The sequence below is a fragment of the Pseudomonas haemolytica genome, from assembly GCF_009659625.1.
GTDB classification, from domain to species: domain Bacteria; phylum Pseudomonadota; class Gammaproteobacteria; order Pseudomonadales; family Pseudomonadaceae; genus Aquipseudomonas; species Aquipseudomonas haemolytica.
In genome coordinates this window covers 243,555-268,532 of the sequence record NZ_VOIW01000002.1, presented here as the reverse complement: position 1 = coordinate 268,532, position 24,978 = coordinate 243,555, and the positions used below count along the sequence as shown (strand labels likewise).

The 24,978-nt window shown below is 59.4% G+C and carries 21 protein-coding genes and 4 tRNA genes; 16 read left to right on the top strand and 9 right to left on the bottom strand.

Features of this window, described 5'->3' with window-relative positions:
• Window positions 1-79 precede the first annotated feature (79 nt).
• Entirely contained in the window at window positions 80-490 is a 411-nt protein-coding gene (locus FRT59_RS07440; protein WP_034120384.1) for a PA0061/PA0062 family lipoprotein, read from the top strand.
• On the opposite strand, the gene FRT59_RS26955 is transcribed toward FRT59_RS07440, so the two are convergent.
• Window positions 487-648 carry a hypothetical protein gene (locus tag FRT59_RS26955; protein WP_167524260.1) on the bottom strand — a complete coding sequence of 54 codons (162 nt, stop codon included), beginning with the start codon at window positions 646-648 and terminating at the stop codon, window positions 487-489. The two genes, FRT59_RS07440 and FRT59_RS26955, sit on opposite strands and share 4 nt — an antisense overlap.
• A gap of 210 nt (window positions 649-858) precedes the next feature.
• On the opposite strand from FRT59_RS26955, the gene FRT59_RS07435 reads away from it, so the two are divergent.
• Window positions 859-1,521: a peptidase C39 family protein gene (locus tag FRT59_RS07435; protein ID WP_153870816.1), complete on the top strand. Its 663-nt coding sequence runs from the start codon at window positions 859-861 to the stop codon at window positions 1,519-1,521.
• A gap of 125 nt (window positions 1,522-1,646) precedes the next feature.
• Here FRT59_RS07435 and pbpG read toward each other — a convergent pair whose 3' ends face one another.
• Window positions 1,647-2,570: a D-alanyl-D-alanine endopeptidase gene (gene pbpG, locus FRT59_RS07430; protein ID WP_198809609.1), complete on the bottom strand. Its 924-nt coding sequence runs from the start codon at window positions 2,568-2,570 to the stop codon at window positions 1,647-1,649.
• Between the two features lie 206 nt (window positions 2,571-2,776).
• Window positions 2,777-3,631, bottom strand: coding sequence for a bifunctional methylenetetrahydrofolate dehydrogenase/methenyltetrahydrofolate cyclohydrolase FolD (gene folD, locus FRT59_RS07425; RefSeq protein WP_034120381.1), 855 nt, complete (start codon window positions 3,629-3,631; stop codon window positions 2,777-2,779).
• Between the two features lie 275 nt (window positions 3,632-3,906).
• Between folD and FRT59_RS07420 the strand changes: the two genes are divergently transcribed.
• The 10 genes from FRT59_RS07420 to FRT59_RS07375 all read left to right on the top strand — a co-directional run bounded on the left by FRT59_RS07420 (window position 3,907) and on the right by FRT59_RS07375 (window position 13,327).
• Window positions 3,907-3,983: transfer RNA gene (locus FRT59_RS07420), tRNA-Arg, on the top strand.
• Window positions 3,984-4,015: 32 nt separating this feature from the next.
• A tRNA-His gene (locus FRT59_RS07415) sits at window positions 4,016-4,091 on the top strand.
• A gap of 56 nt (window positions 4,092-4,147) precedes the next feature.
• A tRNA-Leu gene (locus FRT59_RS07410) sits at window positions 4,148-4,232 on the top strand.
• A gap of 77 nt (window positions 4,233-4,309) precedes the next feature.
• A tRNA-His gene (locus tag FRT59_RS07405) sits at window positions 4,310-4,385 on the top strand.
• Between the two features lie 397 nt (window positions 4,386-4,782).
• The gene (tig, locus tag FRT59_RS07400) at window positions 4,783-6,093 is read left to right on the top strand and encodes a trigger factor (RefSeq protein WP_153839241.1); all 1,311 of its coding nucleotides are present in this window, start codon (window positions 4,783-4,785) and stop codon (window positions 6,091-6,093) included.
• 91 nt (window positions 6,094-6,184) lie between these two features.
• Window positions 6,185-6,820: an ATP-dependent Clp endopeptidase proteolytic subunit ClpP gene (gene clpP, locus FRT59_RS07395; protein WP_034120379.1), complete on the top strand. Its 636-nt coding sequence runs from the start codon at window positions 6,185-6,187 to the stop codon at window positions 6,818-6,820.
• Between the two features lie 112 nt (window positions 6,821-6,932).
• The gene (gene clpX / locus FRT59_RS07390; RefSeq protein ID WP_010209414.1) at window positions 6,933-8,216 is read left to right on the top strand and encodes an ATP-dependent Clp protease ATP-binding subunit ClpX; all 1,284 of its coding nucleotides are present in this window, start codon (window positions 6,933-6,935) and stop codon (window positions 8,214-8,216) included.
• 188 nt (window positions 8,217-8,404) lie between these two features.
• Window positions 8,405-10,801 (top strand): endopeptidase La, encoded by a 2,397-nt coding sequence (lon, locus tag FRT59_RS07385; protein ID WP_034120378.1) that lies wholly within the window; start codon window positions 8,405-8,407, stop codon window positions 10,799-10,801.
• A 133-nt stretch (window positions 10,802-10,934) separates the two neighbouring features.
• Entirely contained in the window at window positions 10,935-11,222 is a 288-nt protein-coding gene (locus FRT59_RS07380) for an HU family DNA-binding protein (RefSeq protein ID WP_221034285.1), read from the top strand.
• A gap of 230 nt (window positions 11,223-11,452) precedes the next feature.
• Window positions 11,453-13,327 carry a SurA N-terminal domain-containing protein gene (locus FRT59_RS07375; RefSeq protein WP_153870815.1) on the top strand — a complete coding sequence of 625 codons (1,875 nt, stop codon included), beginning with the start codon at window positions 11,453-11,455 and terminating at the stop codon, window positions 13,325-13,327.
• Window positions 13,328-13,409: 82 nt separating this feature from the next.
• Here FRT59_RS07375 and nhaA read toward each other — a convergent pair whose 3' ends face one another.
• Both nhaA and FRT59_RS07365 read right to left on the bottom strand, forming a co-directional pair.
• Window positions 13,410-14,753, bottom strand: a complete 1,344-nt coding sequence (gene nhaA, locus FRT59_RS07370) for a Na+/H+ antiporter NhaA (protein ID WP_198809608.1) — start codon at window positions 14,751-14,753, stop codon at window positions 13,410-13,412.
• 117 nt (window positions 14,754-14,870) lie between these two features.
• Window positions 14,871-16,052 (bottom strand): MFS transporter, encoded by a 1,182-nt coding sequence (locus FRT59_RS07365; RefSeq protein WP_153870814.1) that lies wholly within the window; start codon window positions 16,050-16,052, stop codon window positions 14,871-14,873.
• A 115-nt stretch (window positions 16,053-16,167) separates the two neighbouring features.
• Between FRT59_RS07365 and FRT59_RS07360 the strand changes: the two genes are divergently transcribed.
• Window positions 16,168-17,067, top strand: a complete 900-nt coding sequence (locus FRT59_RS07360) for a LysR family transcriptional regulator (RefSeq protein WP_198809607.1) — start codon at window positions 16,168-16,170, stop codon at window positions 17,065-17,067.
• An 89-nt stretch (window positions 17,068-17,156) separates the two neighbouring features.
• A complete protein-coding gene (locus tag FRT59_RS07355) occupies window positions 17,157-17,969 on the top strand; it encodes a DUF2242 domain-containing protein (protein ID WP_153870812.1) in 813 nt (270 codons plus the stop codon).
• 1 nt (window position 17,970) lies between these two features.
• On the opposite strand, the gene aceE is transcribed toward FRT59_RS07355, so the two are convergent.
• On the bottom strand, window positions 17,971-20,631 hold the full coding sequence (aceE, locus tag FRT59_RS07350) for a pyruvate dehydrogenase (acetyl-transferring), homodimeric type (protein WP_153870811.1): 2,661 nt from the start codon (window positions 20,629-20,631) through the stop codon (window positions 17,971-17,973).
• Window positions 20,632-20,776: 145 nt separating this feature from the next.
• On the opposite strand from aceE, the gene FRT59_RS07345 reads away from it, so the two are divergent.
• Window positions 20,777-21,247, top strand: coding sequence for a MarR family winged helix-turn-helix transcriptional regulator (locus FRT59_RS07345; protein WP_034120371.1), 471 nt, complete (start codon window positions 20,777-20,779; stop codon window positions 21,245-21,247).
• A gap of 43 nt (window positions 21,248-21,290) precedes the next feature.
• Here the strand turns inward: FRT59_RS07345 and FRT59_RS07340 are convergent, their stop codons facing one another.
• Entirely contained in the window at window positions 21,291-22,295 is a 1,005-nt protein-coding gene (locus tag FRT59_RS07340) for a transketolase-like TK C-terminal-containing protein (RefSeq protein WP_153870810.1), read from the bottom strand.
• Window positions 22,296-22,417: 122 nt separating this feature from the next.
• Here FRT59_RS07340 and FRT59_RS07335 point away from each other — a divergent pair, with 122 nt between their 5' ends.
• Window positions 22,418-22,615, top strand: a complete 198-nt coding sequence (locus FRT59_RS07335; protein ID WP_152612363.1) for a hypothetical protein — start codon at window positions 22,418-22,420, stop codon at window positions 22,613-22,615.
• An 8-nt stretch (window positions 22,616-22,623) separates the two neighbouring features.
• Here FRT59_RS07335 and FRT59_RS07330 read toward each other — a convergent pair whose 3' ends face one another.
• Both FRT59_RS07330 and FRT59_RS07325 read right to left on the bottom strand, forming a co-directional pair.
• Window positions 22,624-23,658: an AraC family transcriptional regulator gene (locus FRT59_RS07330; RefSeq protein WP_153870809.1), complete on the bottom strand. Its 1,035-nt coding sequence runs from the start codon at window positions 23,656-23,658 to the stop codon at window positions 22,624-22,626.
• A gap of 3 nt (window positions 23,659-23,661) precedes the next feature.
• Entirely contained in the window at window positions 23,662-24,792 is a 1,131-nt protein-coding gene (locus FRT59_RS07325) for a carbon-nitrogen hydrolase family protein (protein ID WP_034120365.1), read from the bottom strand.
• Window positions 24,793-24,978: the final 186 nt, after the last annotated feature.

Sequence of the window (24,978 nt, the reverse complement as noted above, 5' to 3'; positions counted from 1 at the left end):
TTTGTTCTACAACGGCGCGCTGATCAAGCTTGTCAGCCATCGGATACAACCTTTTTTTGATGTCCTTTGGAGCCCTGCCATGTCACTAAAACTTTTGTTGTCAGTCCCTGCCCTGGGTGTTGTGTTGCTGCTGTCCGCCTGCGCGGGGCCCATCCCGAAAGCCGACCCCAGCCAAGCCTGGATCGGCTTGAAGGAAGAAGCGCCGAATGACCTGATGGCCGAGCGTGTCGACGGCAAGCGCGTGGATGATGGGCGCTATTTTGAAGTGACCCCGGGAGACCATCGCCTGGACGTGACGTTGTTTGAAGAAGAGCCAGGCGACGACAACCAGCAGGATTGCCAGGGCCGCATCGAGTACAAGCATTTCAAGGCGGGTGAACACTACACCCTGGTTGAGTCGAGCCTGGGCACTACGGTGCGTGCGTCCCTCACGGACGGTCACGGCAAGGAAATCGCGACGACGCAGGATTTCAATTGCATGCCTGGCTAGGCGTGATGCGCCGTCGCCTCAGTGGGCTTGGCGGGTGCAGCGGGTTTGACGTGGGGGTGGTGATGCCGGCGAGTTACGCGCATTACCCCCCATAACATAGCGGCGGCTACTGCCAGCCAACCACAGATCAACAGGAAAATCGTTGTAGCAAGGCTCATTCGGGCCTCCTTTCGCCCACTCGGGGCACACACAGTCTTCTCAATGGACAGTCTAGCTACCTGGCGGTTGCCTGCTATTGACCAATGGTCGAGTCCGTCCAACTTCTTTGCTCTATCAGCAAAGCTTTACTGGGTCAGTGGGCTATACCGACGTGGCAGAGCACCCTATGATCGGAGCCTTTACCGGCGGTTGATCAAGAGAGTCAAACATTGCGCACACGGTCGAACGTTAAAACCTCCTTGCTGCTGGCCGTTGCCCTAGGGCTTGCGGCCTGTTCCAGCCATCCATCGAAACTGCCTGGCCTGCCGGAACGCGTTGAGCTCAACGGCGTGCCGACCTTCCGCAGCGAGGCTTATCAGAGCGGTCCTACGGCACTTGCCAGCATGCTGTCGCAACAAGGCATTGTCATGACACCGGGGCTGCTCGATAAGCCACTGCATTTGCCGGGTGCCGAGGCGGACTTGGAGCGCAACATGCAGGTACTGGCGCGTGAATACGGGCTGATGGTGTACCCGCTGGACGCCAGGTTGCCTGCGGTGTTGGCGCAGGTGGCGGCGGGGTATCCGGTGATGGCACGGATCAACGCCAGCTTCTGGTCAGGCGCTCGTTATGTCGTAGTGGTGGGGTTCAACCAGCAGAAGAGTACGGTGTTGTTGCGCTCTGGGAACGATCGCCGATTGATGATGGAGTTCAGCGACTTCGAGTCGGCGTGGAAGAGCGCGGGGCATTGGGCAATCCTCACCCAGCGGCCGAGCCAGTTGCCGGCGAATGTGGATGTGCAGCGCTGGCGAGAGGCGGCGAATGCTACGGCGCAAGCCGGACAGGAACAGGCAGCAGCCCAGGCGCTCAAGGTCCTGGCAGAGCGCAAATAAAAATGTGGGAGGGGGCTTGCTCCCGATAGTGGTGGGTCAGTCACTGAAGCGGTGAATGACACTCTGCTATCGGGAGCAAGCCCCCTCCCACATTGGTTTGCGGTGCTTCAGTGAGGCTGGTGAGATTAACGGCGCACTTCTACCGCATTCCCCCGATTTTTCAGGTTTTTGTCAGCCTTGTAGCGCAACGCCACATCCGGTACCGCGCCGCCCTTGCCGGTCTCGACCCAGCTGCGAATACGGCTGGCATCGGCAAAGTGGGTGAACTTGCCAAAGGCATCCAGGATCACCAACGAAACCGGGCGGTTACCCATGCTCGTCACCAGTACCAGGCAATGACCGGCCTGGTTGGTAAAGCCGGTCTTGGTCAGCTTGATATCCCAATTGGCGCGGTTGATCAGGTGGTCGGTGTTGGAGAAACCCAAGGTGTAGTTAGGCTTGCGGAACGCCACGGTCTTTTCCTTGGTGGTGCTCAACTGGCTCAGCATAGGGAATTTGCGCGCGTAGGCCAGCAGCTTGCTCAGGTCGCGGGCGGTCGACACGTTGTGAATCGACAAGCCGGTGGGCTCCACGTAGTGGGTGCTGGTCATGCCCAGGGACTTGGCCTTGGCGTTCATCGCCGCAATGAATGCCGCGTAGCCACCGGGATAGTGGTGGGCCAGGCTCGCAGCGGCGCGGTTCTCCGAGGACATCAGCGCGATCAGCAGCATTTCCTTGCGCGGCATCTGGCTGCCGATCTTCACCCGCGAGAACACGCCTTTCATCTCTGGCGTGTCGGTGATGTTGATGTCGATGTACTCGTCCATATTCTGTTTGGCTTCAAGGACGATAAGGCCAGTCATCAGCTTGCTCACCGAGGCGATAGGCACCACCACATCGGGGTTGCTGGAATAAATGACTTTGTTGGTCTGCAGGTCGACCAGCATGGCGCTGCCGGAGGCGATTTGCAGCTTGGAGGCATCACGCGGGGCCAGGGTGGATTCGGCGGCGTGGGCTAAGGTGCCTGTCAAAGCAAAAAACAGGCTGACGATGGAGAGACGAATTTTCACGCGGATGAACTCGCTAAAAAGTAAGAAATACCGTTTGGGAACGGGTTTTATGACAAATGACGTTACATTTTATGAGTATGGATGAAGAACTGTCGAATGTTCTTATGGAACCAGACGAAAGTGCTTAAAAACTAAGAAAAAACAGCTTTTTTTCGGGCAATAAAAAGCCCTGCGATAAGGCAGGGCTTTTTCATTACGCCTGGTTATTAACCGTGCAGGGTTTCCGCTGCATACAAAGTATTTTCCAGCAGGCAGGCCCGGGTCATCGGGCCGACGCCGCCGGGTACCGGGGTAATCCAGCCAGCGCGGGGCAGGGCAGTTTCGTACACCACGTCGCCAACCAACTTGCCGTCGTCCTGGCGGTTGATACCTACATCGATGACGATGGCGCCTTCCTTGATCCACTCACCTTTCACCAAACCTGGCTTGCCGGCGGCGACTACAACCAGGTCGGCACGGCCGACATGGCCGGCGAGGTCCTTGGTGAAACGGTGGGTGACGGTCACGGTGCAACCGGCCAGCAGCAGCTCCATGGCCATCGGGCGACCCACGATGTTGGACGCACCGACGACCACCGCGTCGAGGCCGTAAAGGTCGACGCCGGTGCTCTCCAGCAGGGTCATGATGCCTTTTGGCGTGCAGGGGCGCAGCAGCGGGATGCGCTGGGCCAGGCGGCCGACGTTATAAGGGTGGAAACCGTCGACGTCTTTATCCGGGCGGATGCGCTCCAGCAGCTTGGAGGCGTCCAGATGCTCGGGCAATGGCAGTTGAAGCAGGATGCCATCGATTGCCGGGTCGTCGTTGAGGCTGTCGATCAGATCGGTGAGAGCCTGCTGGGTGGTCTCGGAAGGCAAGTCATAGGCCTTGGAAATAAAGCCGACCTCTTCACAGTCTTTACGCTTGTGCGAGACATAAACCTGAGAGGCAGGATCGCTGCCGACCAGGATCACCGCGAGGCCCGGCGTGCGCAGGCCTTGCTGGCTGCGCTCGGTGACTCGTTTGGCGATCTGCTGGCGCAGGCTGGCGGCGATTGATTTGCCGTCGATAAGTTGTGCAGTCATTACGCGTGATTAACCATCGAGAGGGGGAAGAAAAGTGCGCGCATTCTCGCATGCCAGGGCGCAAGGGCAAAGGCGCTTGGTCTGCAAATTGCCCTAACCCCTTAAATAAAATGAATTTTTTTCAAAAAAGATTTGACGGGTTTCCGGGGCATCTATACTATTCGTCGCACTTGTCGGGCACAGCCTAGCACTGGTTAAGAAGGTCGAGCAGAATAGTTGTACTGCAAGGCTGGAAGCACTTAGTTTGTAATTCTCAAAGAGTACAGATTAATCAGGCGCCCGTAGCTCAGCTGGATAGAGCATCCGCCTTCTAAGCGGATGGTCGCAGGTTCGAGTCCTGCCGGGTGCGCCATTAGGCAGCTTTGGCACAAGTAGCGCTATATGGTGGGCGTAGCTCAGTTGGTAGAGCACGGGATTGTGACTCCCGTTGTCGAGGGTTCGATCCCCTTCGTCCACCCCATATTTTGAAAGGCGCCAGATTAATCATCTGGCGCCTTTGCTTTAAGAGCTTCAAGCGCGGATGTGGTGGAATTGGTAGACACACTGGATTTAGGTTCCAGCGCCGCGAGGCGTAAGAGTTCGAGTCTCTTCATCCGCACCAATTAAAGCTTTTCCCGGTCGTCAGGCAGGGGAGGGCTCGACAAAGAAGTAGTTTGGTTTCTTTGTTAACGCAATATGGTGGGCGTAGCTCAGTTGGTAGAGCACGGGATTGTGACTCCCGTTGTCGAGGGTTCGATCCCCTTCGTCCACCCCATATTCGAAAGGCGCCAGATTTAACAGTCTGGCGCCTTTTTTGGTTTTGGCGGTTGGTGTTTTGCGGCAGCGAGTACTGGGTCGCAATGGCAGGGCGTTTCATCGTATTTATGTGTCTCGATGATGCTGCGTTGTCTATCCGCCCTATTGCAGGGCGGGGCGTCAGGGAGATGAATGACGACTCCTTCTATATATAGAAGAAGCGGCGTAGAGCCCTGGCGTGATTGGCTTTATTTGTCACCGGGGCGGGGCGCAACAGTGCTTTCGTACCGATAAATTGCCGGCTGTTTACGGGCGTATTTCCTGTAGGGTGACTTCTTGAGTTTGACCCACTAGAATGCATGCCCTTGATTGGGGTCGGAAATGGCCGGCTAACGTCTGTGCAACGAGGAATATCCATGCAAGTTTCTGTTGAAAATACTACTGCTCTCGAGCGCCGCCTGAGCATCACCGTGCCGGCAGAGCGTATCGAGACTGCGGTCAACAAGCGTCTGCAGCAGACTGCCCAGAAGGCCAAGATCGCTGGTTTCCGTCCAGGCAAAGTGCCGATGAGCGAAATCAAACGTCGTTTTGGTGCCGATGCGCGCCAGGAAGCTGTGGGTGACGTGATCCAGGCTTCCTTCTACGAAGCCGTTGTCGAGCAGAAGCTGAACCCGGCTGGCTCGCCTTCGATCGAGCCTAAGTCCCTGGAAGCGGGCAAGGACCTGGAATACGTTGCCGTATTCGAAGTGTTCCCAGAGTTCGAAGTGGCCGGTTTCGACGGTATCGCTATCGAGCGCCTGAGCGCCGAAGTGGCTGATTCGGACCTGGACAACATGCTGGAAATCCTGCGCAAGCAGAACACCCGTTTTGAAGTGGCCGAACGTGCTGCCCAGAACGAAGACCAGCTGAACATCGATTTCGTTGGCAAGGTTGACGGCGAAGTCTTCGCTGGCGGCTCCGCCAAGGGCACCCAGCTGGTGCTGGGTTCCAACCGCATGATCCCTGGTTTCGAAGACGGCCTGGTTGGCGCTAAAGCCGGCGAAGAGCGCGTGCTGAACCTGACTTTCCCTGCTGACTACCAGAACCTGGACCTGGCCGGCAAAGCCGCCGAGTTCACTGTTACTGTCAACAGCGTTTCCGAGCCTAAGCTGCCTGAGCTGAACGAAGAGTTCTTCGCCCAGTTCGGTATCAAGGAAACCGGTATCGAAGGCTTCCGCACCGAAGTTCGCAAGAACATGGAGCGTGAGCTGCGCCAGGCTATCAAGTCCAAGGTCAAGAACCAGGTCATGGACGGTCTGCTGGCCGCCAACCCGATCGAAGTGCCTAAGGCCTTGCTGTCCAACGAAGTGGATCGCCTGCGCGTACAAGCTGTCCAGCAGTTCGGTGGCAACATCAAGCCTGACCAACTGCCAGCCGAGCTGTTCGAAGAGCAAGCCAAGCGCCGCGTTGTGCTGGGCCTGATCGTGGCTGAAGTGGTCAAGCAGTTCGACCTCAAGCCAGACGAAGACCGCGTTCGCGAAATGATCCAGGAAATGGCTTCGGCCTACCAGGAGCCTGAGCAGGTCGTGGCTTGGTACTACAAGAATGACCAGCAGCTGAACGAAGTACGTTCGGTTGTGCTGGAAGAACAAGTTGTGGATACTGTTCTGCAGAAGGCTAAGGTGACCGATAAAGCGGTCTCTTACGAAGAAGCAGTCAAACCGGCGGAAGCAGCACAAGCCGACTGATTGTCCAACTCGTTGGAAATTCAACCATAAGCCAGCCTCGCGCTGGCTTATGCGTTTTCAAGACATGACTATTTGGGAGTAACTGCAGAGCATGTTCCGTAATTCCTATATTCAGCAGAACTCTGATATCCAGGCCGCAGGCGGCCTGGTCCCGATGGTTGTCGAGCAGTCCGCTCGTGGCGAACGCGCCTACGACATCTACTCGCGCCTGCTCAAGGAGCGAGTGATCTTTCTGGTGGGCCCGGTAGAGGACTACATGGCCAACCTGATCTGTGCGCAACTGCTGTTCCTTGAAGCGGAAAACCCGGACAAGGACATCCATCTCTACATTAACTCGCCGGGCGGTTCGGTGACGGCGGGCATGTCGATCTACGACACCATGCAGTTCATCAAGCCAAACGTGTCGACCACCTGTATCGGCCAGGCCTGCAGCATGGGCGCGTTCCTGCTGACCGCGGGTGCCGAAGGCAAGCGTTTCTGCCTGCCGAACTCGCGCGTGATGATTCACCAGCCACTGGGCGGTTTCCAGGGCCAGGCGTCGGATATCGAAATCCACGCCAAGGAAATCCTCTTCATTCGTGAGCGTCTCAACACGCTGATGGCCAAGCACAGCGGGCACACCCTGGAAGAAATCGAGCGCGATACCAACCGTGACAATTTCATGAGCGCTGAAGCCGCGAAGGAATACGGGTTGATCGACGCAGTGATCGACAAGCGCCCCGCTTAATATAAGCCGCTCAAAATAGGGCTGGTCGGCATGTCCGACCACTGGCGGGCTTGAAAAAGCCCGCATAAGCCTTCATCTTGTGTTGCAAGCCTATCGGATTTGGATCGAACGAATGACTGACACCCGCAACGGCGAGGACAACGGCAAGCTGCTCTATTGCTCCTTCTGTGGCAAAAGCCAGCATGAAGTGCGCAAATTGATTGCCGGCCCCTCGGTGTTTATCTGCGACGAATGCGTCGACCTGTGCAATGACATCATCCGCGAGGAGGTGCAGGAAGCCCAGGCCGAGAGCAGTGCGCATAAATTACCTTCGCCTAAAGAAATCAGCGGCATCCTTGATCAATATGTCATTGGTCAAGAGCGTGCAAAGAAGGTTCTGGCCGTAGCGGTGTACAACCACTACAAGCGCTTGAACCAGCGTGACAAGAAAGGCGACGAAGTTGAACTCGGCAAGAGCAACATCTTGCTGATCGGTCCTACAGGCTCGGGTAAAACCCTGCTTGCAGAAACCCTCGCTCGCCTGCTGAACGTTCCGTTCACCATCGCCGACGCCACCACCCTCACCGAGGCTGGCTACGTGGGTGAAGATGTCGAGAACATCATTCAGAAACTGCTGCAAAAGTGTGACTACGACGTAGAGAAAGCCCAGATGGGTATTGTCTACATCGACGAGATCGACAAGATCTCGCGCAAGTCCGATAACCCGTCGATTACCCGGGACGTATCCGGTGAAGGCGTGCAGCAAGCTCTGTTGAAACTGATCGAAGGCACGGTTGCTTCCGTACCGCCACAAGGCGGCCGCAAGCACCCGCAGCAGGAATTTCTTCAGGTTGATACGCGCAACATCCTGTTCATTTGTGGCGGTGCGTTCTCGGGTCTGGAGAAGGTTATCCAGCAGCGTTCCACCCGTGGCGGCATTGGTTTCAGTGCGGAAGTGCGCAGCAAGGAAGAAGGCAAGAAGGTGGGCGAGTCGCTGCGTGAAGTCGAGCCTGACGATCTGGTCAAGTTCGGTCTGATCCCCGAGTTCGTTGGCCGCCTGCCGGTCCTGGCCACGCTGGACGAGCTGGATGAGGCTGCTTTGATTCAGATTCTCACCGAGCCGAAAAACGCCCTGACCAAGCAATACGCCAAGTTGTTCGAGATGGAAGGTGTAGACCTCGAGTTCCGTACCGACGCACTCAAATCAGTGGCCAAACGGGCACTGGAGCGCAAGACCGGTGCACGTGGCCTGCGTTCGATTCTTGAAGGCGTCTTGCTCGACACCATGTATGAAATCCCCTCGCAGTCCGAGGTGAGTAAAGTGGTGATCGACGAAAGCGTTATAGAAGGCAAGTCCAAGCCACTGTATATCTACGAAAACAGTGAGCCGGCTGCCAAGGCTGCGCCAGACGCCTAAGCGTCCAGCAGTTGCGGTACAAGCAAGGGGCCTCTAGGGGCCCCTTGTTTTTTTGGGTGATTTCTCGGTGCGGTGGTTAAAATCGCGTTTATTCATGCGTTTAACTGCTGGCAATGAGCTTGTTTTTTTTGCATGTAACCCCCATCTTGGTTTCAAGCTTACTTTTCAACTGTCATAGAGGCGAAATCATGAAGACAACCATCGAATTGCCTCTCCTGCCGTTGCGTGATGTCGTCGTCTATCCGCACATGGTTATCCCGCTGTTCGTGGGGCGCGAGAAGTCTATCGAAGCCCTCGAGGCCGCGATGACGGGCGACAAGCAAATCCTGCTGTTGGCCCAGAAGAATCCAGCTGATGATGATCCGGGCGAAGAGGCCCTGTATCGCGTCGGCACCATTGCCACTGTGCTGCAATTGCTCAAGCTGCCTGATGGCACCGTCAAGGTGCTGGTGGAAGGTGAGCAGCGCGGTGCCGTAGAGCGTTTCATGGAGGTGGACGGTCACCTTCGCGCTGAAGTGGCGCTGATCGAAGAAGTTGAAGCCCCGGAGCGAGAGTCCGAGGTATTCGTTCGCAGCCTGCTTTCGCAGTTCGAGCAGTATGTGCAGTTGGGCAAGAAAGTCCCGGCTGAAGTCCTGTCTTCCCTCAATAGCATTGATGAGCCAAGCCGCCTGGTCGACACCATGGCTGCGCACATGGCACTGAAAATCGAGCAGAAGCAAGACATCCTCGAAATCATCGACTTGCCGGCGCGTGTCGAGCATGTGCTGGCACTGCTGGATGGCGAAATCGACCTGCTGCAGGTTGAGAAGCGCATCCGTGGCCGCGTGAAGAAACAAATGGAGCGCAGCCAGCGCGAGTACTACCTGAATGAGCAGATGAAGGCCATTCAGAAAGAGCTCGGCGACGGCGAAGAAGGCCACAACGAAATCGAAGAGCTGAAAAAGCGTATCGACGCCGCTGGCCTGCCGAAAGACGCCTTGACCAAGGCCACCGCGGAGCTGAACAAGCTCAAGCAGATGTCGCCGATGTCGGCCGAAGCCACCGTGGTGCGCTCCTACATCGATTGGCTGGTGCAGGTGCCGTGGAAGGCTCAGACCAAGGTGCGCCTTGACCTGGCCCGCGCTGAAGAGATCCTCGACGCGGATCACTACGGTCTCGAAGAGGTCAAGGAGCGCATCCTCGAATACCTCGCTGTGCAAAAGCGTGTGAAAAAAATCCGTGGCCCGGTGTTGTGCCTGGTCGGCCCTCCGGGTGTGGGTAAAACCTCCCTGGCGGAGTCGATTGCCAGTGCGACCAACCGCAAGTTCGTGCGTATGGCCCTGGGTGGCGTGCGCGACGAAGCGGAAATTCGTGGTCATCGCCGCACCTACATCGGTTCGATGCCAGGAAGATTGATTCAAAAAATGACAAAGGTGGGCGTTCGCAACCCGCTGTTCCTGCTCGATGAAATCGACAAGATGGGCAGTGACATGCGTGGCGATCCGGCGTCGGCCTTGCTCGAGGTGCTTGATCCCGAGCAGAACCACAATTTCAACGACCATTATCTGGAAGTCGACTACGACCTGTCCGACGTAATGTTCCTGTGCACCTCCAACTCCATGAACATTCCGCCAGCGTTGCTGGACCGGATGGAGGTGATTCGTCTGCCGGGCTACACCGAAGACGAGAAGATCAATATCGCGGTCAAATACCTCGCGCCCAAGCAGATTTCGGCCAACGGCCTGAAGAAGGGCGAGATCGAATTTGAGGTCGAGGCGATCCGCGACATCGTGCGTTACTACACCCGCGAGGCCGGTGTACGGGGCCTTGAGCGCCAGATCGCGAAGATTTGCCGCAAGGCGGTCAAGGAACATGCGCTGGAAAAGCGCTTCTCGGTGAAGGTAGTTGCCGACTCGCTGGAACACTTCCTGGGCGTGAAGAAATTCCGCTACGGTCTGGCCGAGCAACAGGACCAGGTCGGGCAGGTAACTGGCTTGGCGTGGACCCAGGTGGGCGGCGAGTTGCTGACCATTGAAGCGGCGGTTATTCCGGGCAAAGGCCAGTTGATCAAGACCGGTTCCCTCGGTGACGTGATGGTCGAATCCATCACGGCCGCGCAGACCGTGGTGCGCAGCCGCGCCCGGAGCCTGGGCATCCCCCTGGACTTCCACGAGAAGCACGACACCCATATCCATATGCCGGAAGGGGCGACCCCGAAGGATGGCCCTAGCGCGGGTGTAGGCATGTGCACGGCCCTGGTGTCGGCATTGACTGGCATTCCTGTGCGCGCCGATGTGGCAATGACGGGCGAAATTACCCTGCGTGGTCAGGTATTGGCCATCGGTGGATTGAAAGAGAAATTGCTCGCCGCCCACCGGGGTGGAATCAAGACGGTGATCATTCCTGAAGAGAATGTTCGCGACTTGAAGGAAATTCCTGACAATATTAAGCAGGATCTTCAGATTAAACCGGTTAAATGGATTGACGAGGTCCTGCAAATTGCGCTGCAATACGCGCCGGAGCCCTTGCCGGATGTGGCTCCGGAGATAGTCGCGAAGGACGAAAAACGCGAGTCCGATTCCAAGGAAAGAATTAGCACGCATTAATGTGTTAAAGCCTGGGGGCTTCCTTGACAGCTTTTTAGAGCCCTTGTTATAAAGCGGCTCTTAAGTGTCTGTAGGCCATTCAGCACTGGTTTTTGCTTTCACCAAAAAACTTAGAATCATACTCAATAGATATATAAGGGGACTTAGAGTGAACAAGTCGGAACTGATTGATGCTATCGCCGCATCCGCTGATATCCCGAAAGCTGCTGCTGGCCGTGCGCTGGACGCAGTAATCGAATCCGTCACTGGCGCTCTGAAGGCCGGCGACTCCGTGGTACTGGTAGGCTTCGGTACTTTCTCTGTGACTGACCGCCCAGCTCGCACTGGCCGTAACCCACAGACCGGCAAAGCACTGCAAATCGCTGCTGCCAAGAAACCAGGTTTCAAAGCCGGTAAAGCCCTGAAAGAAGCCGTTAACTAAGCTTCGTTCAAGCCTTGCCTACCCGGGTCGGACGCAGTCCGGCCTGGCAGCGGAGCGGCAGCTGACCCACGTATCCATTGGGTCGCCACGCCGGGGGTGTGGGTTCAAACCCCCGTCCGCTCCGCCAGTTACGAGAAGGCGCATCCTCGGATGCGCCTTTCTTCTATCCGGACTCTACCCACGCTCCACGGTTGCCTAATTTTTGAAGTTCAACCGTTTCTGGGGGACGCATGCTGCAAAATATCAGGGACAATTCACAAGGCTGGATTGCCAAGACCATTATCGGGATCATCGTCGCATTGATGGCGTTCACCGGTATCGAGGCTATTTTCCAGGCTTCGGGTAATAACAAGCAGGACGTGGCCAAGGTCAACGGTGAGGAAATCACCCAGACTGAATTGAGCCAGGCCGTCGATATGCAACGTCGCCAGCTGATGCAACAGTTGGGCAAGGATTTCGATGCTTCCCTGCTGGACGAGAAATTGCTGCGCGACGCGGCCCTCAAGGGCCTGATCGATCGCAAGCTGCTGCTGCAAGGCGCTGCTGATTCCAAGTTCGGCTTCTCGGAAGCGGCATTGGACCAGGTGATCCTGCAGACGCCGGAATTCCAGGTGGACGGCAAGTTCAACGCCGAACGCTTTGACCAGGTGGTCCGTCAACTGGGCTATAGCCGTATGCAATTCCGTCAGATGCTGACCCAGGAAATGCTGATTGGCCAGGTTCGCGCAGGTATCGCCGGCAGTGGTTTCGTGACCGACGCCGAGGTGCTGGCATTCGCCCGTCTGGAAAAACAGACCCGCGATTTCGCCACCGTCAATATCAAGGCTGACCCCGCGGCGGTGAAACTCACCGACGATGAGGTCAAGGCTTACTACGACCAGCACGCCAAAGAGTTCATGACCCCGGACCAGGTGGTGATCGACTACCTGGAATTGAAGAAGTCGTCCTTCTTCGACCAGGTCACCGTCAAGGACGATGAATTGCAGGCTGCCTACGAGAAGGAAACCGCCAACCTCGCTGAACAGCGTCGTGCCGCGCACATCCTGATCGAAGTCAACGACAAGGTCACCGAGGCTCAAGCCAAGGCCAAGATCGAGGAAATCCAGGCGCGCCTGGCCAAAGGCGAGAAGTTCGAAGCCCTGGCCAAGGAGTTCTCCCAGGATCCAGGTTCGGCCAACAACGGTGGCGACCTTGGCTTTGCCGGCCCGGGCGTCTACGACCCGGACTTCGAAACCGCCCTGTACGGCCTGAAGCAAGACCAGGTATCGGTTCCGGTGCGCAGTGCCTTCGGTTGGCACTTGATCAAGTTGCTGGGCGTTGAAGCGCCTGAGGTGCCATCGTTCGCCAGCCTGAAAGACAAGCTGACCCGCGAGCTCAAGACCCAGCAGGTTGAGCAGCGTTTTGTCGAAGCGACCAAGCAATTGGAAGACGCGGCATTCGAAGCCTCCGACCTGGCTCAGCCAGCGTCTGACTTGAAGCTGACCGTCCACACCTCCGCGCCGTTTGGCCGTGAAGGTGGCGAAGGCGTTGCGGCCAACCGTGCCGTGGTCACTGCTGCATTCAGCCCGGAAGTGCTGGATGAAGGTGCCAACAGCAGCGCCATCGAGCTGGATCCGGAAACCATCATCGTGCTGCGTGCCAAAGAGCACCTCAAGCCGGCCCAACTGCCGCTTGAGAACGTCGCTGCGGCCATTCGCACCCAGATGACCAAGGAGCGTGCGAGCGCTGCCGCCAAAGCCCATGCTGACGAGTTGATCGCCGGCCTGCGTGAGGGCAAGACCGCGCTGGACCAGCCGGTTGACGGTCAAGCCTGGAAAGTCGTTGAAGCGGCTACCCGTGGTCAGGAGTCCATCGACCCTGCCGTGCTGCAAGCCCTGTTCCGCATGCCCAAGCCTGCGGCCAAGGACAAGCCGACCTTCACCACCGTGACGCTGCGCGATGGCAGCCTGGTGCTCGTGCGCTTGAACGGTGTCAACGAAGCGGCAGCGCCTACGGATGAAGAAAAGGCGCAATACCGCCGCTTCCTCGCTTCCCGTGTTGGCCAGCAGGACTTCGCGGCGTATCGCAAACAGCTGGAAACCCAGGCAGACATCAAGAAGTACTGATGCCGGCTTGAATAAAAAGACCCCGTCCTGAAAAGGCCGGGGTCTTTTTTTTGCTCTCGATAAAGCGGGTGCTGAACTCGCCTTATTTGTTCTTGCCTGAAAACTTGAGCTTGCCCCAGGTCAGGCCGATCACTGCTGCCAGGGTCGATGCTGCCAATACGCTCAGCTTGGCCGCTGACAGTAAGGCTGGGTCGGAGAAGGCGAGGGAAGAGATAAAGATCGACATGGTGAAACCGATCCCCGCCAGCAGGCCGACCAGGCCGACGCCCGTCCAGGTTACACCTTCGGGCAGTTTGCAGATGTTGAGCTTGACCAGCGCCAGGCTCGCCAGCATCACGCCCAACGGCTTGCCGAGCACCAGGGCGAAGATGACGCCCATGAACACACCGTGGGCCAGCGGATCATCCACGTTGAAACCGTCCAGGCTCACACCAGCGTTGGCCAGGGCAAACAGCGGCATCACGCCGAACGCTACCCACGGGTGCAGTGCCGATTGCACCCGTTGCACGGGCGGCAACATTTCCCGTTGGGCATCGCGCAGTTGCTTTAGGGGTTTGGCGACTTGCTGCGGGCTTTCAGCCGAGTGTGAGAACCGCTCCATCAGTTCGTTGAACGTGCGTTCGATGGTCTTCAGTGGGCGTTCGGTGGTGGGCTTGGAATTGACCGGTGTCATCAAGCCCAGGATCACCCCGGCGAGGGTCGGGTGCACGCCGGTCTTGAGCAGGCCAAACCAGACTATCGCACCTGGCAGCAGGTAGATCGCGGCCTTGCCGATGCCCATGCGCTGGAAAATCAGCACCAGGGCCAACCCGCCTGCGGCAATCACCAAACCCATGTAGTCGAGGCTGGCGGTGAAGAAGATCGCGATGATCAGAATCGCCACGATGTCATCGATGATCGCCAGGGCCAGCAACAGGATACGCACGCCACTGGGAATCGACTTGCCCAGCAGCGCCAGCACGCCCACGGCAAAGGCGATGTCGGTTGCGGTGGGCACGGCCCAGCCGCTCGCGGCGGCGGTGCCGTGGTTGAGCAGGGTGTAGATGAGCGCAGGCATGAGCACGCCGCCCAACGCGGCGCCCAGCGGCAGCGTGGCCAGCTTCAGGTTGGCGAGGGCGCCGTCTTTGATTTCCTGACGGATCTCGGCACCGACTACCAGGAAGAAGATAGTCATCAACCCGTCGTTGACCAAAAAGTGCAGTGAGCGTGTGACGCTGTAGTCGCCCAGCCCCAAGGTGATGGGCGTGTTCCAGAAATGCTCGTAGGTCGCGGCGGCGGGGCTGTTAGCCCAGATCAGCGCCGCGATCGCCGCCAGCAGCAGGACGATACCGCTCACGGCTTCGATACGTGAAAAACGCTCAAGGGCAGACAGCGCGCCCTCGGTCAAACGCTGAGGGCGCGGGATGGCGGGGTGTTTATCAGGCACGACAAATCTCCATTGGCGGCCCGACCAATGCTTGGCATTTAACCTGCGCCGTACCTTATGCAGCGACGCACCCAGGGTGATGATAGGAAGCTGATGAATAAGTTGTAAACAAACTTGTCATCGTCTGTGCAATGCCTTGCCCAGCGTTGCGCTCAGCGCCAATAGCATCAGCCCGAAAACTGCCCATGGAAATACCACGACGCCCCCACGTTGCAGCATCAGGCCACCCGCCAATCCACCCCCGGCGATGCCCAGGTTCCACACCGTGACGAGCATTGATTGCGCGGCATCGGCCGAGTTGCCGGCCGACTTGGCCAGCGCAGTTTGTAGCAGGGCGGGCAGGCCACCGAAGGCTAGGCCCCACAACGCAACGCTGACGTAGATGATGATTGCCGAACTGAGCCAGAGGCCGAGCAGTACGGCGGCCACGGCGAACATCGTGCAACTGATGAAGGTCATCAGCCGAAGGTGTCGATCAATCCAGATGCCCACCAGCCATAGGCTCAGCAAGGCGGCCAGGCCAAATACCAACAACACTCGGTCGATTCCGCTGCCGATACCGGCGGGCACCAGCAAGGGGGCGATATAGGTATAGAGAATGTTGTGGGCCAATACGTAGGTAAAGGTCACCCACAGCACCGGACGAATTCCCGGCAAGGCCAGTACGTGATGCAAGCCCAGGCGTTTGCTTGCCGGTTCACCAGCGAAGTCCGGTAGTTGCCAGCGCGCCCACACCATCAGTACCAGGGTCAGGCCGGTCATGATGGCGAAACTGGTGCGCCAACCGACCAGCGTACCCAGCAGGGTGCCGGCGGGTACGCCAAGGGACAAGGCCAGCGGCGCGCCGAGCATGGCCACGGCAATTGCCCGGCCCTGCAGGTGAGGGGCGACCATGCGGCTGGCGTAACCTGCCAGCAATGCCCATAGCAGCCCGGCGAACACCCCGGCAAAAAAACGTGCAACCAAGGTCAAGCCATAGTGGCTGGAAAACGCAGTAACACTGTTAACCAACGCAAAGCCACCGATGGCGATCAACAGCAGGGGTCGTCGACGCCAGCCACGGGTCAGTAAGGTCAGCGGGATGGCGGCGAGCAATGAGCCGAGGGCGTAGAGCGTCACCAACTGCCCGACGAGGGCCTGGGACACGCCCAGCCCTACACCCATTTGCGGTAGCAGCCCGGCGGGCATTGCTTCGGTGAGGATGGTGATAAAGCCTGCCGAGGCCAGGGCCAGTAAACCTGCCAGGGGCAAGGGCTCATCCTGAGGGGCTGTATCGGCCAATAAGCAGCTGTCGTTCATAAGGGTTCTCCTTGAAGGGCAAGGAGGCAGGGTAGGGGGCTGCGACGCGCGGAAAAACAGGCTAAGGTTCCGAACTTATCGGACGTTTATGTCCGCAATTGGCAGAGGCATCACCATGGACAGTCTGGGCAGCCTCTCGGTATTCGTGCAGGTCGCGGAAACCCGTAGCTTCACTGCAGCGGGCCGGGTATTGGGCGTTTCATCTTCAGCGGTAGGCAAAAGCATTGCGCGGATGGAAGCGCGCTTGGGTGTCAGGCTGTTTCATCGCAGCACCCGCAGTATCACGCTGACCAGCGAGGGCGCGCTGTTCCTGGAGCGCTCGCGGCGCATCCTGGCGGAAGTGGAAGCGGCCGAGCAGGAGCTGACCGAGGCCAGTGCCACCCCTCGCGGCAAGTTGCGTATCAGTGTGCCCCAGGTACGTGCGTTGTTGATGCCGGTGATCAGCGATTTTATGCGCGCCTACCCGGATATCGAGTTGGATGTGGATTTTTCCGACCGTATGGTAGACGTGATCGAGGAAGGCTTCGACGCGGTGATTCGCACAGGCAAGCCGGAAGATTCGCGCTTGATGGCGCGCCATTTGGGGCATTATCAATTGGTCCTCGTCGGCACGCCCGGCTACTTCGATCAATACGGCACTCCACGCCAGCCGCAGGACTTGAATCATCACGCCTGCCTGCGGCATAAGTTCTGCGCCACCGGCAAGCTGGAGCCCTGGCCCCTGCGCCACGTACCGGGCGCAGCAGAGCCGAACTTGCGCGCGCCATTGGTCAGTACCACCATCGAGTCCCTTAATCATGTGGTGCACGAAGGGCTCGGTATTGCGTGCCTGCCGGACTACATGGTCAATGAGGCGGTGAAGCAAGGGCGGTTGCGCAGGGTGCTGGACGACCACCTCGAGCACCGTGGCAGTTTCTGGTTGCTTTGGCCGGCCAGTCGCCATGCCTCGGCCAAACTGCGGGTATTTGTCGACCATATGTATGCCGGGCTTTTTCCTACCGGCGTGGCTCCCTAAGCCTGTGACGTTTCACCGACAGGAATGCGCGCTTCAAGGCCCCGTTCTGTTGCACAATACCGTCCGGACCGTTTTCCTCAGGATTTTCAATGTCGACATCATTTCACTTGCGTAGCCTCGGGTTGGCGCTGGTGCTGGCGAGCGCCGCAGGCTGCTCGTCACCCAAGACCGCTATCTATGAACATGAGAATTTCGACGACTCCGGTACGTTTTCCCGCGATTACCCGGTCAGCGATGTGGCGGCGTGCGAAGCCGCACGCCGTGCCTTGCTGAGCCAGGGTTACATCATCACCAGCAGCGATCCGAAGCTGGTGGCCGGCAACAAGAGTTTCCAGCAGACCGGCGAAACCCACCTGCAGATCAGTTTCAATGTGGTGTGTGCCGCTGATGGCAAGGGCAGCAATCACTCGACGATGTTCGCCAATGCCCTGCAGGACCGCTATGCGCTGAAGAAGGTCAACAACTCCGCCAGCCTTGGCGTGGGTGTGCTGGGCTCGGTGTCGATGCCGATTGGCTCCACCGATGACTCGATGGTGAAAGTGGCGAGCGAGACCGTTTCGGCGCCGAAGTTCTACGAACGTTACTTTGCATTAGTGGATGTATTCCTGCCCCAGGAAGTGAAGCAGGCCGAGCATATTCCCGAGAAGCCCAAGGCTGATCTGGGCGTGCCTGAGCCCAAGGCCGCTCCGGTAGCCGAGAAGGTCGAGGCGCCGCAGGACGCACCGGTGGTGCCTGCCGCTGCGCAACCGCTTGCACCGCCACCTGAGGCCGCGCCGATCGCGCCGAACCCAGAGCCTGCACCGACGCCGGCGCCTGCAACCGAGCCTGCGCCAGCGCCGACCAATCCCAGCCTGCCGGCACCGACAGAGGCGATTCCGCCCCTGCCAACGCCTGCGCAGTGACTCAGACGGCTACGGGATCTGCCTTGTCGACGTTGATCCCGTAGCGGCTGATGGCCTCTACGATTTTGTCACGGCCTATGACGCCGTCATCTGCTAACGCCTTCAAGGCCGCCAGAACGATGAAGTGACGATCGACCTCGAAGAACTCGCGCAATGACTCCCGGGTATCCGATTGCCCGAAGCCATCGGTGCCGAGTGCGACGAAACGGCGACCGTGCACGAAGGGGCGAATCTGGTCGGCGAATAACTTCATGTAGTCCGTGGCCACCACCACCGCTCCGGTTTTCCCGGCGAGGCAGGCTTCGACGTAGCTCTGGCGCGGCTCGCTTTGCGGGTGCAGCAGGTTCCAACGTTCGGCGGCGTGCCCGTCACGGCGCAGCTCGGTCAGGCTGGTGACGCTCCAGACATCGCTATGCACGGCGAAATCCTTGGCCAGCAGCTCGGCTGCGGCGATCACTTCGCGCAAGATCGAGCCGCTGCCCATCAGTTGCACCTGCGCTTGCGGGTGAGTGCTCAGCGGATACATGCCCTTGAGAATCCCTTCTTCAACGCCTTCGGGCATCGCCGGGTGCGGGTAGTTTTCGTTGAGCAGGGTGATGTAGTAATAGATATCCTCCTGCTCGACATACATGCGCCGCATGCCCTCGCGAATAATCACCGCCAGCTCGTAGGCAAAAGTCGGGTCATAGGCGATGCAGCACGGAATCACCGACGCCAGGATATGGCTGTGCCCGTCGTCGTGCTGCAAACCTTCGCCCATCAGCGTGGTGCGCCCGGCCGTGGCGCCCAGCAGGAAGCCGCGCGCGCGTGCATCACCCGCCGCCCACGCCAGGTCGCCGACGCGCTGGAAGCCGAACATCGAATAGAAAATATAGAACGGCACGGTCATCAGGCCATGGTTGCTGTAGGACGTACTTGCCGCTATCCACGAAGAAATGGCGCCGGATTCGTTCAGCCCTTCCTGCATGATCTGGCCGTCCTTGCTCTCCTTGTAGTAACTCAATTGCCCGGCGTCCTGTGGGGTGTAGAGCTGCCCGACAGCGGAGTGGATGCCGATCTGGCGGAACAGGCTTTCCATGCCGAACGTGCGCGATTCATCCGGCACGATGGGGACGATCAGCTTGCCCAGTTGCGGGTCCTTGAGCAGGGTACCGAGGATGCGCACAAAGGCCATGGTGGTGGAGATGGCGCGCTCGCCGGTGTCTTTGAGCTGGGTGGCGAACGCGCTCAGTTCCGGGATCTGCAACGGCGCGGCGGCCGTGTGGCGCGCCGGTACATAGCCGCCCAGGGCTTGGCGCCTTGCGGCGAAGTAGCGGGCTTCTTCGCTGTCGGCGGCGGGTTTGAGGTAAGGGATTTCGTCGAGCCGGTCATCGGCGACTTCCAGGCCGAAGCGGTCGCGAAAGGCTTTTACCGCGTCGGCCCCCATCTTCTTCAATTGGTGGTTGATGTTCTGGCCTTCGCCGGCTTCACCCATGCCAAAACCCTTGACGGTCTTGGCCAGGATCACCGTGGGCTGGCCCTTGTGGCGCACGGCGGCAGCGTAGGCGTTGTAGACCTTGTCCGGGTCATGCCCGCCCCGTGAGAGTTTCCAGATATCGTCGTCGGACATGTCCGCAACCAGCGCCAGCAACTCTGGGTATTTGCCAAAGAAGTGTTCGCGCACATAGGCGCCATTCTGGGATTTGTAGTTCTGGTAGTCGCCGTCCACGCATTCCATCATGCGTTGGCGCAGCAGGCCGCTCTGGTCCTTTTCCAGCAGCGCGTCCCAGCCGCCGCCCCAGATCACCTTGATCACATTCCAGCCGGCGGCGCGATACAGGCTTTCGAACTCCTGGATCACCTTGGCATTGCCGCGCACTGGGCCATCCAGGCGTTGCAGGTTGCAGTTGACCACGAAGATCAGGTTGTCGAGTTTTTCGCGGCCCGCCAGGGAGATGGCGGCCAGGGACTCCGGCTGGTCCATTTCGCCATCGCCGAGGAATGCCCACACCTTGCGGCCCTGATGTTGCTTGAGGGCGCGAAACTCCAGGTAACGCATGAACCGCGCCTGGTAGGCGGCGGTGATCGGCCCAAGGCCCATGGACACGGTGGGAAATTGCCAGAAGTCTGGCATCAATCGTGGATGCGGGTAGGAAGACAGCCCTTCGCCACCGACCTCGCGGCGGAAGTTGTCGAGCTGAGCTTCGCTGATACGGCCTTCCAGGTAGGCGCGGCCATAGATGCCCGGAGAGGAGTGGCCCTGGATGTACACCAGGTCGCCGTCGAAGGTGTCGGTTCGGCCACGGAAAAAATGATCGAAGCCTACGTCATACAGCACCGCAGCTGATGCGTAGGTGGCGATATGCCCACCCACACCTGAGTGTTTGCCTGCGCGCAAGACCATCGCCATGGCGTTCCAGCGGATAAACGCATTGGTGCGACGCTCGATGTCCAGGTTGCCGGGGTAGGGCAGTTGGCGCTCGACCGGGAGGGTGTTGACGTAGGGAGTGGTCACCCGCCCGTAGAAGTCGCCATGCCGCGCTACGTCGAAATCCAGCAACTGATCGATCAGGTAATGGGCGCGGGGGCGGCCTTCGGTGGACAGCACCGATTCGATGGACTCCAGCCATTCGCGGGTTTCCTGTGGATCGTCGTCGAGTCTTGCTGCGTTATTCGGGGTCATGTGAGGCTCCAGGGTAGGCGGATTCAAGCGGCGAGCTCCTTGTGAGAGTGACGCAAATGTAGTTGCAATTGCAACTACATGGCGGAATCTAGCGCGGGATGAGCTACTATTGCAACCTTCTTGAAATCCCCCCGGATGGTGTTGCATGTCGTCGAAAGAACCGGATGTCTGGTTCCGTTTTGTCAGGGCTCACAGGACGGTCATCCGTGAAATCGAGCGGCGGCTGGCCGCTGCGGATCTTCCGCCGTATGCCTGGTACGACGCGTTGTGGGGCCTGGAAAGCGGGCCCGACGGTACCCGTCGCATGCACGAATTGGCCGATGTGCTGGCCATCGAACGCTACAACCTCACGCGCCTGGTGGACCGCCTGGAAAAGGACGGCCTGGTGGTGCGCTCGCGTTCCGACGGCGACGGGCGTGCGGCGTTTGCCTCGATCACGGACGCTGGCCGGGTGTTGCGCAAAAAAATGTGGAAGATCTACGAAAGCACCGTGGACGAGCTGTTCCTGTCGCAGATCGAACCCGGGCAGCGCCGGGCGTTTGCCGATGCCCTGGAGCGCACCGCCGGGCTGGCGATGGACGCGGGCGTGCCGACCCGCAGCCGAGGCAAGCGCTGAGAAACAATGGAAAGCCAATGCAAGCCCGTTCCCGCAATCCAGCTCATCCAAGTGGGTAGCGGGCTGTTGCTTTCTCCACGTCTAAGGCATCGATCCGCCCTTCCTCCGCCAATGCCCTGAGTGCCGATATCACCACCCAGTACCGACTTGGTGCCGTCGCCTGCACCGACCCCGCGCCCAACGCCATGAAGCGCGTAGCCACGTGCGCCCTCAACTGATCGACAATCGCCTGCGGATAGCCGGTCACCGCAATCACCGGCGCTGCATTTCCCGCCAGGCAATCGCGCAAATGGCAGCTGCGCCTGGGGGCCATGGGGTGCAAGCGGCTCCAGCGCTCAGCCGCCGCCGCCTCACGAGCCAGCCGTGTGTAGCTGGGGCAACTCCATACCTGCGTCGTGATATTCCAGTCCTGTGCCAGCAACCGAGCGGCGTGCATGACTTCTTCAAGCGCCCGGCCAGCACCGAGCAGGCGCACATCTCCTACTTGCCCACGTTGGATCGGGTACATGCCTTTATGGGCGTCTGCGCGGTCCTGGCTATCCAGTGGGGTGTTGCCATCTTGATCATGCAGCGCCAGGTAATAAAAGCCCGGCTGGCCGTCGACGTATAGCGTGCGCAGCCCCGCCAGCACAATTGCCCGGGCTTCGTCTCCCGAGGCGGGATCGTAGGGCGTGCAGCGCGGATGGGTCGCCAGCCATAACGGCAGCGACGGGTCTGCGCCCCTGGGCCATGGGGATGGCCGGTTTTCGATGTCATTGCACAAAATGCCGCGCTGGGCGGTGTGTTCCGACAGTGCATGTAACTGTGCCGACGACGTCGCGCTATGCAGGTAAAGCAGGGGTTTTTCGCCACGATTGCGTGCAAACCAGGTGGGCCAGTTGCCCATGCGGCGGCTGCGTGACTGGCCACGGATCACCCAGGCTTGTTGGCTGGATTCCAGGGTGTTGGCCATGGCCATGACCGTACACAACGGCGAGCTGCCCGGGCTGGCGGCGGTGTTGAGTGCGTCGATGCAGCGCTGCGCAGAGTGCGCGGTAGAAGCAGGCATGGGTCGAAGCTCCTTTCAACGGATGCTTGTACCCTAATGGAAATGTGGTTGCATTTGCAATGATTGCAATTGCACCTGGATAGCGCCGCAGCTAAATCATCCTGATCCTGGCGCGTTTGATCTTGAGGTACAGGAATGTCATCACGTCGACATTTTTTCGTCATGACGGCACTTTAGGCTGGGTTCGCAGGTCATTTATCTGCAACCGCTTTGAACTCAAGAAGGAGTCCACCATGGACGAATATCAGGAAGAACTGCTGGAGTACCAGGCATTCGAGCTGGATCCGCTGGATCCCGCCGACGATGCCACCGAGCTGTAAAACCGACTTCAGGCGGAATGCCGCTGACTGCGGCGAAATTCCCCTGGGGTCTGGTTGTTCCAGCGCCTGAACGCCCGCTGGAAGGCTTGGGCCGAAGCAAAACCAAGCAAGTAGGCAATCTCGCCGAAGGCCAGCTCCGTATCGCGAATGTAGGTCATGGCCAGGTCGCGACGGGTGTCGTTGAGAATCGCGCGAAACTGCGTGCCTTCTTCCGCCAGTTTGCGCCGCAGTGTCCAGGTCGGCAGCTTCAAGCGTGCCGCCACTTCTTCCAGGTCGGGTTCCCGGCCACCATTGAGCATCGGCCCGAGCAACCGGGTAATGCGCTCGCGCAGGCTGCGGGTGCGGGTTAACTGCTCCAATTCCCTTTCACATAACTGCAGCAACAGGTGCCAGGTGCTGGGGCAGTGCTGTGGGTTGCGCAGGGCCAACGTCGGTTGGCTGAGGCGCAATTGATTGGCGTCGGCGCCGAAGTGGACCAGGCCTTCCCCCAGCACGCTGTAGTGTTCGTGGTAGTCCGGCGCTTCAAATTCGATTTCAATTCGCTGTGCCTGCACCGGCTGCTGCGCCAGGCCGGACAGTTGTTGCAGCCAGCCGGCAATGATCGAATCCACTACGAAGCGGTTATAGGCGTTGTAGGGACTGATGGAATAGAACCGTAGCCAAGCACCCTCGGCATCTTCATGAAAGCTCGATTGCCCGCGATAGTTGGAGCCGTATAGCGCTTCAAAGCGTGTCAGCGTGCGCGCCGCTTCACGCACGTTGGGCGCCTGGGCGGCGGTGACGCCGGCAAGCCCTGCCTGGCTCAAGCGGCTGAGCTGGCCCATGCGCAGGCCCAGGCCCGGGTCGCCGGTCAGTTGGATGGCCGCGTGGCCCAGGCGCATATAGCGCGGGATCGACAAGCGTGCCCCGGCTTCAGCCAGGCGCGCCGGATCGAGGCCGTATTGCAGCAGCAGCGGTTGCGGGTCCAGGCCGTGGCTGTGGATGGCGTCGGCCAGGGTATGCACAAAGCCCACCGACAGATCCCCCAGGCGCACCGGCTTCAAGGGCTACAGCCAGATATTCAGCAAGCGCGCACCACGGGCGTCGCCGTCGGCGAACACTTGCCCATTGCTGCTGAGAAAGCTCTGGCCGGCGCTGCCCAGGTCCCAGAACTGCCCGCGCAAAAACACGCTCATGCCTGCCGTGGCTTGGCTGACGGGTTGCTGGCTGATCAGGGTCAGGCGGCGCCAGGCAGCGCCCTCGCTGGTTTCTTCGGGCTTGAGGCTGACTTCAGAAGGCGTCGACACGCTCTTGAAGCCGCGCCATGGACGCTCCCAGGTGTCGCGACCGGTGACAAAGGCCGGCACTGCGACCAGTTGCGCACCTTGCTCGTTGAGCTTGCGGTAATTGTCCGGGTACCAGCTGTCGCTGCCCACCAGGATGCCCAGGCGTCCGGCCGGGGTGTCGACCACGTTGAGGGTGTTTTCATCGCCTGGTGCGATAAACCCGCGTTCATCGTAGATCGGGTAAAGCTGGCGCTGCGGCTGGCCCAGTGGCAGGCCATCGGCAGCAAATACCACGCTGGTGTTGTACAGCGCGCCGTGCCCGACCTGCAGTAGCCCTTGGCTGACAGTGGGGTTGGGCAGGGTGACGGAGCCGGCTACCAGGGTCACGCCGAATTCCTTGGCCAGGCCACCAAACAGCACTTGGTAGTCACGCGCCATCGCAGGCGCTTTCATGCGCAAGTACGCATCGTCCATCCGGTTGTCGCCGGTGGCGCTGATCCAGGCGCGCATGAACAGCAACGGGTTGCTGATCGACAGCCAGTTCATCGCGTCCTTGAGATGCGCGGCTTGGTACAGCTCGTTTTTTTCGCCACTGAGCATCAGCCAGGTGCCGATATGTTCCGGCAGCACCACGATGGTCTTGGGGTTGATCAGGCCCTGGTCCTGTGCGTTTCGCAGGTAGGCCGCCAGCTTCAGGTGCAGGCGTTCCAGGCTCTGGTAGTCGGCGGGGAACAGCTCCGGCTGGATGCCCAGCAGGTTGCCACGGTCGGCCGGTTGGCCTTCATTGACGGCGAGGGTGATGCGCAGGTCCGACAGGTAATGCGCCACGGGGCGCTCCTGGGTCCAGACCAGATACGCGGCGAGGGCGGCAACCAGGGCCATGGTGACGGTGAACGCTAGAAGTTTACGCATGGGGCAACAGACAACAGACCGGGGGCAGGGTTCGCGACTAGGGTAGGGCTCATGGCCCGGCTTGCCAAGGGGCGCTGTGCATTTGGATCAATAACTTGTCAGTTTCAGTCATTGAGCCGTGGTCCACTGCCTCTTAGTCTGTGGGACATAAACCGATGGCACGCCGTTCGAGTGCGCCACGTCCCG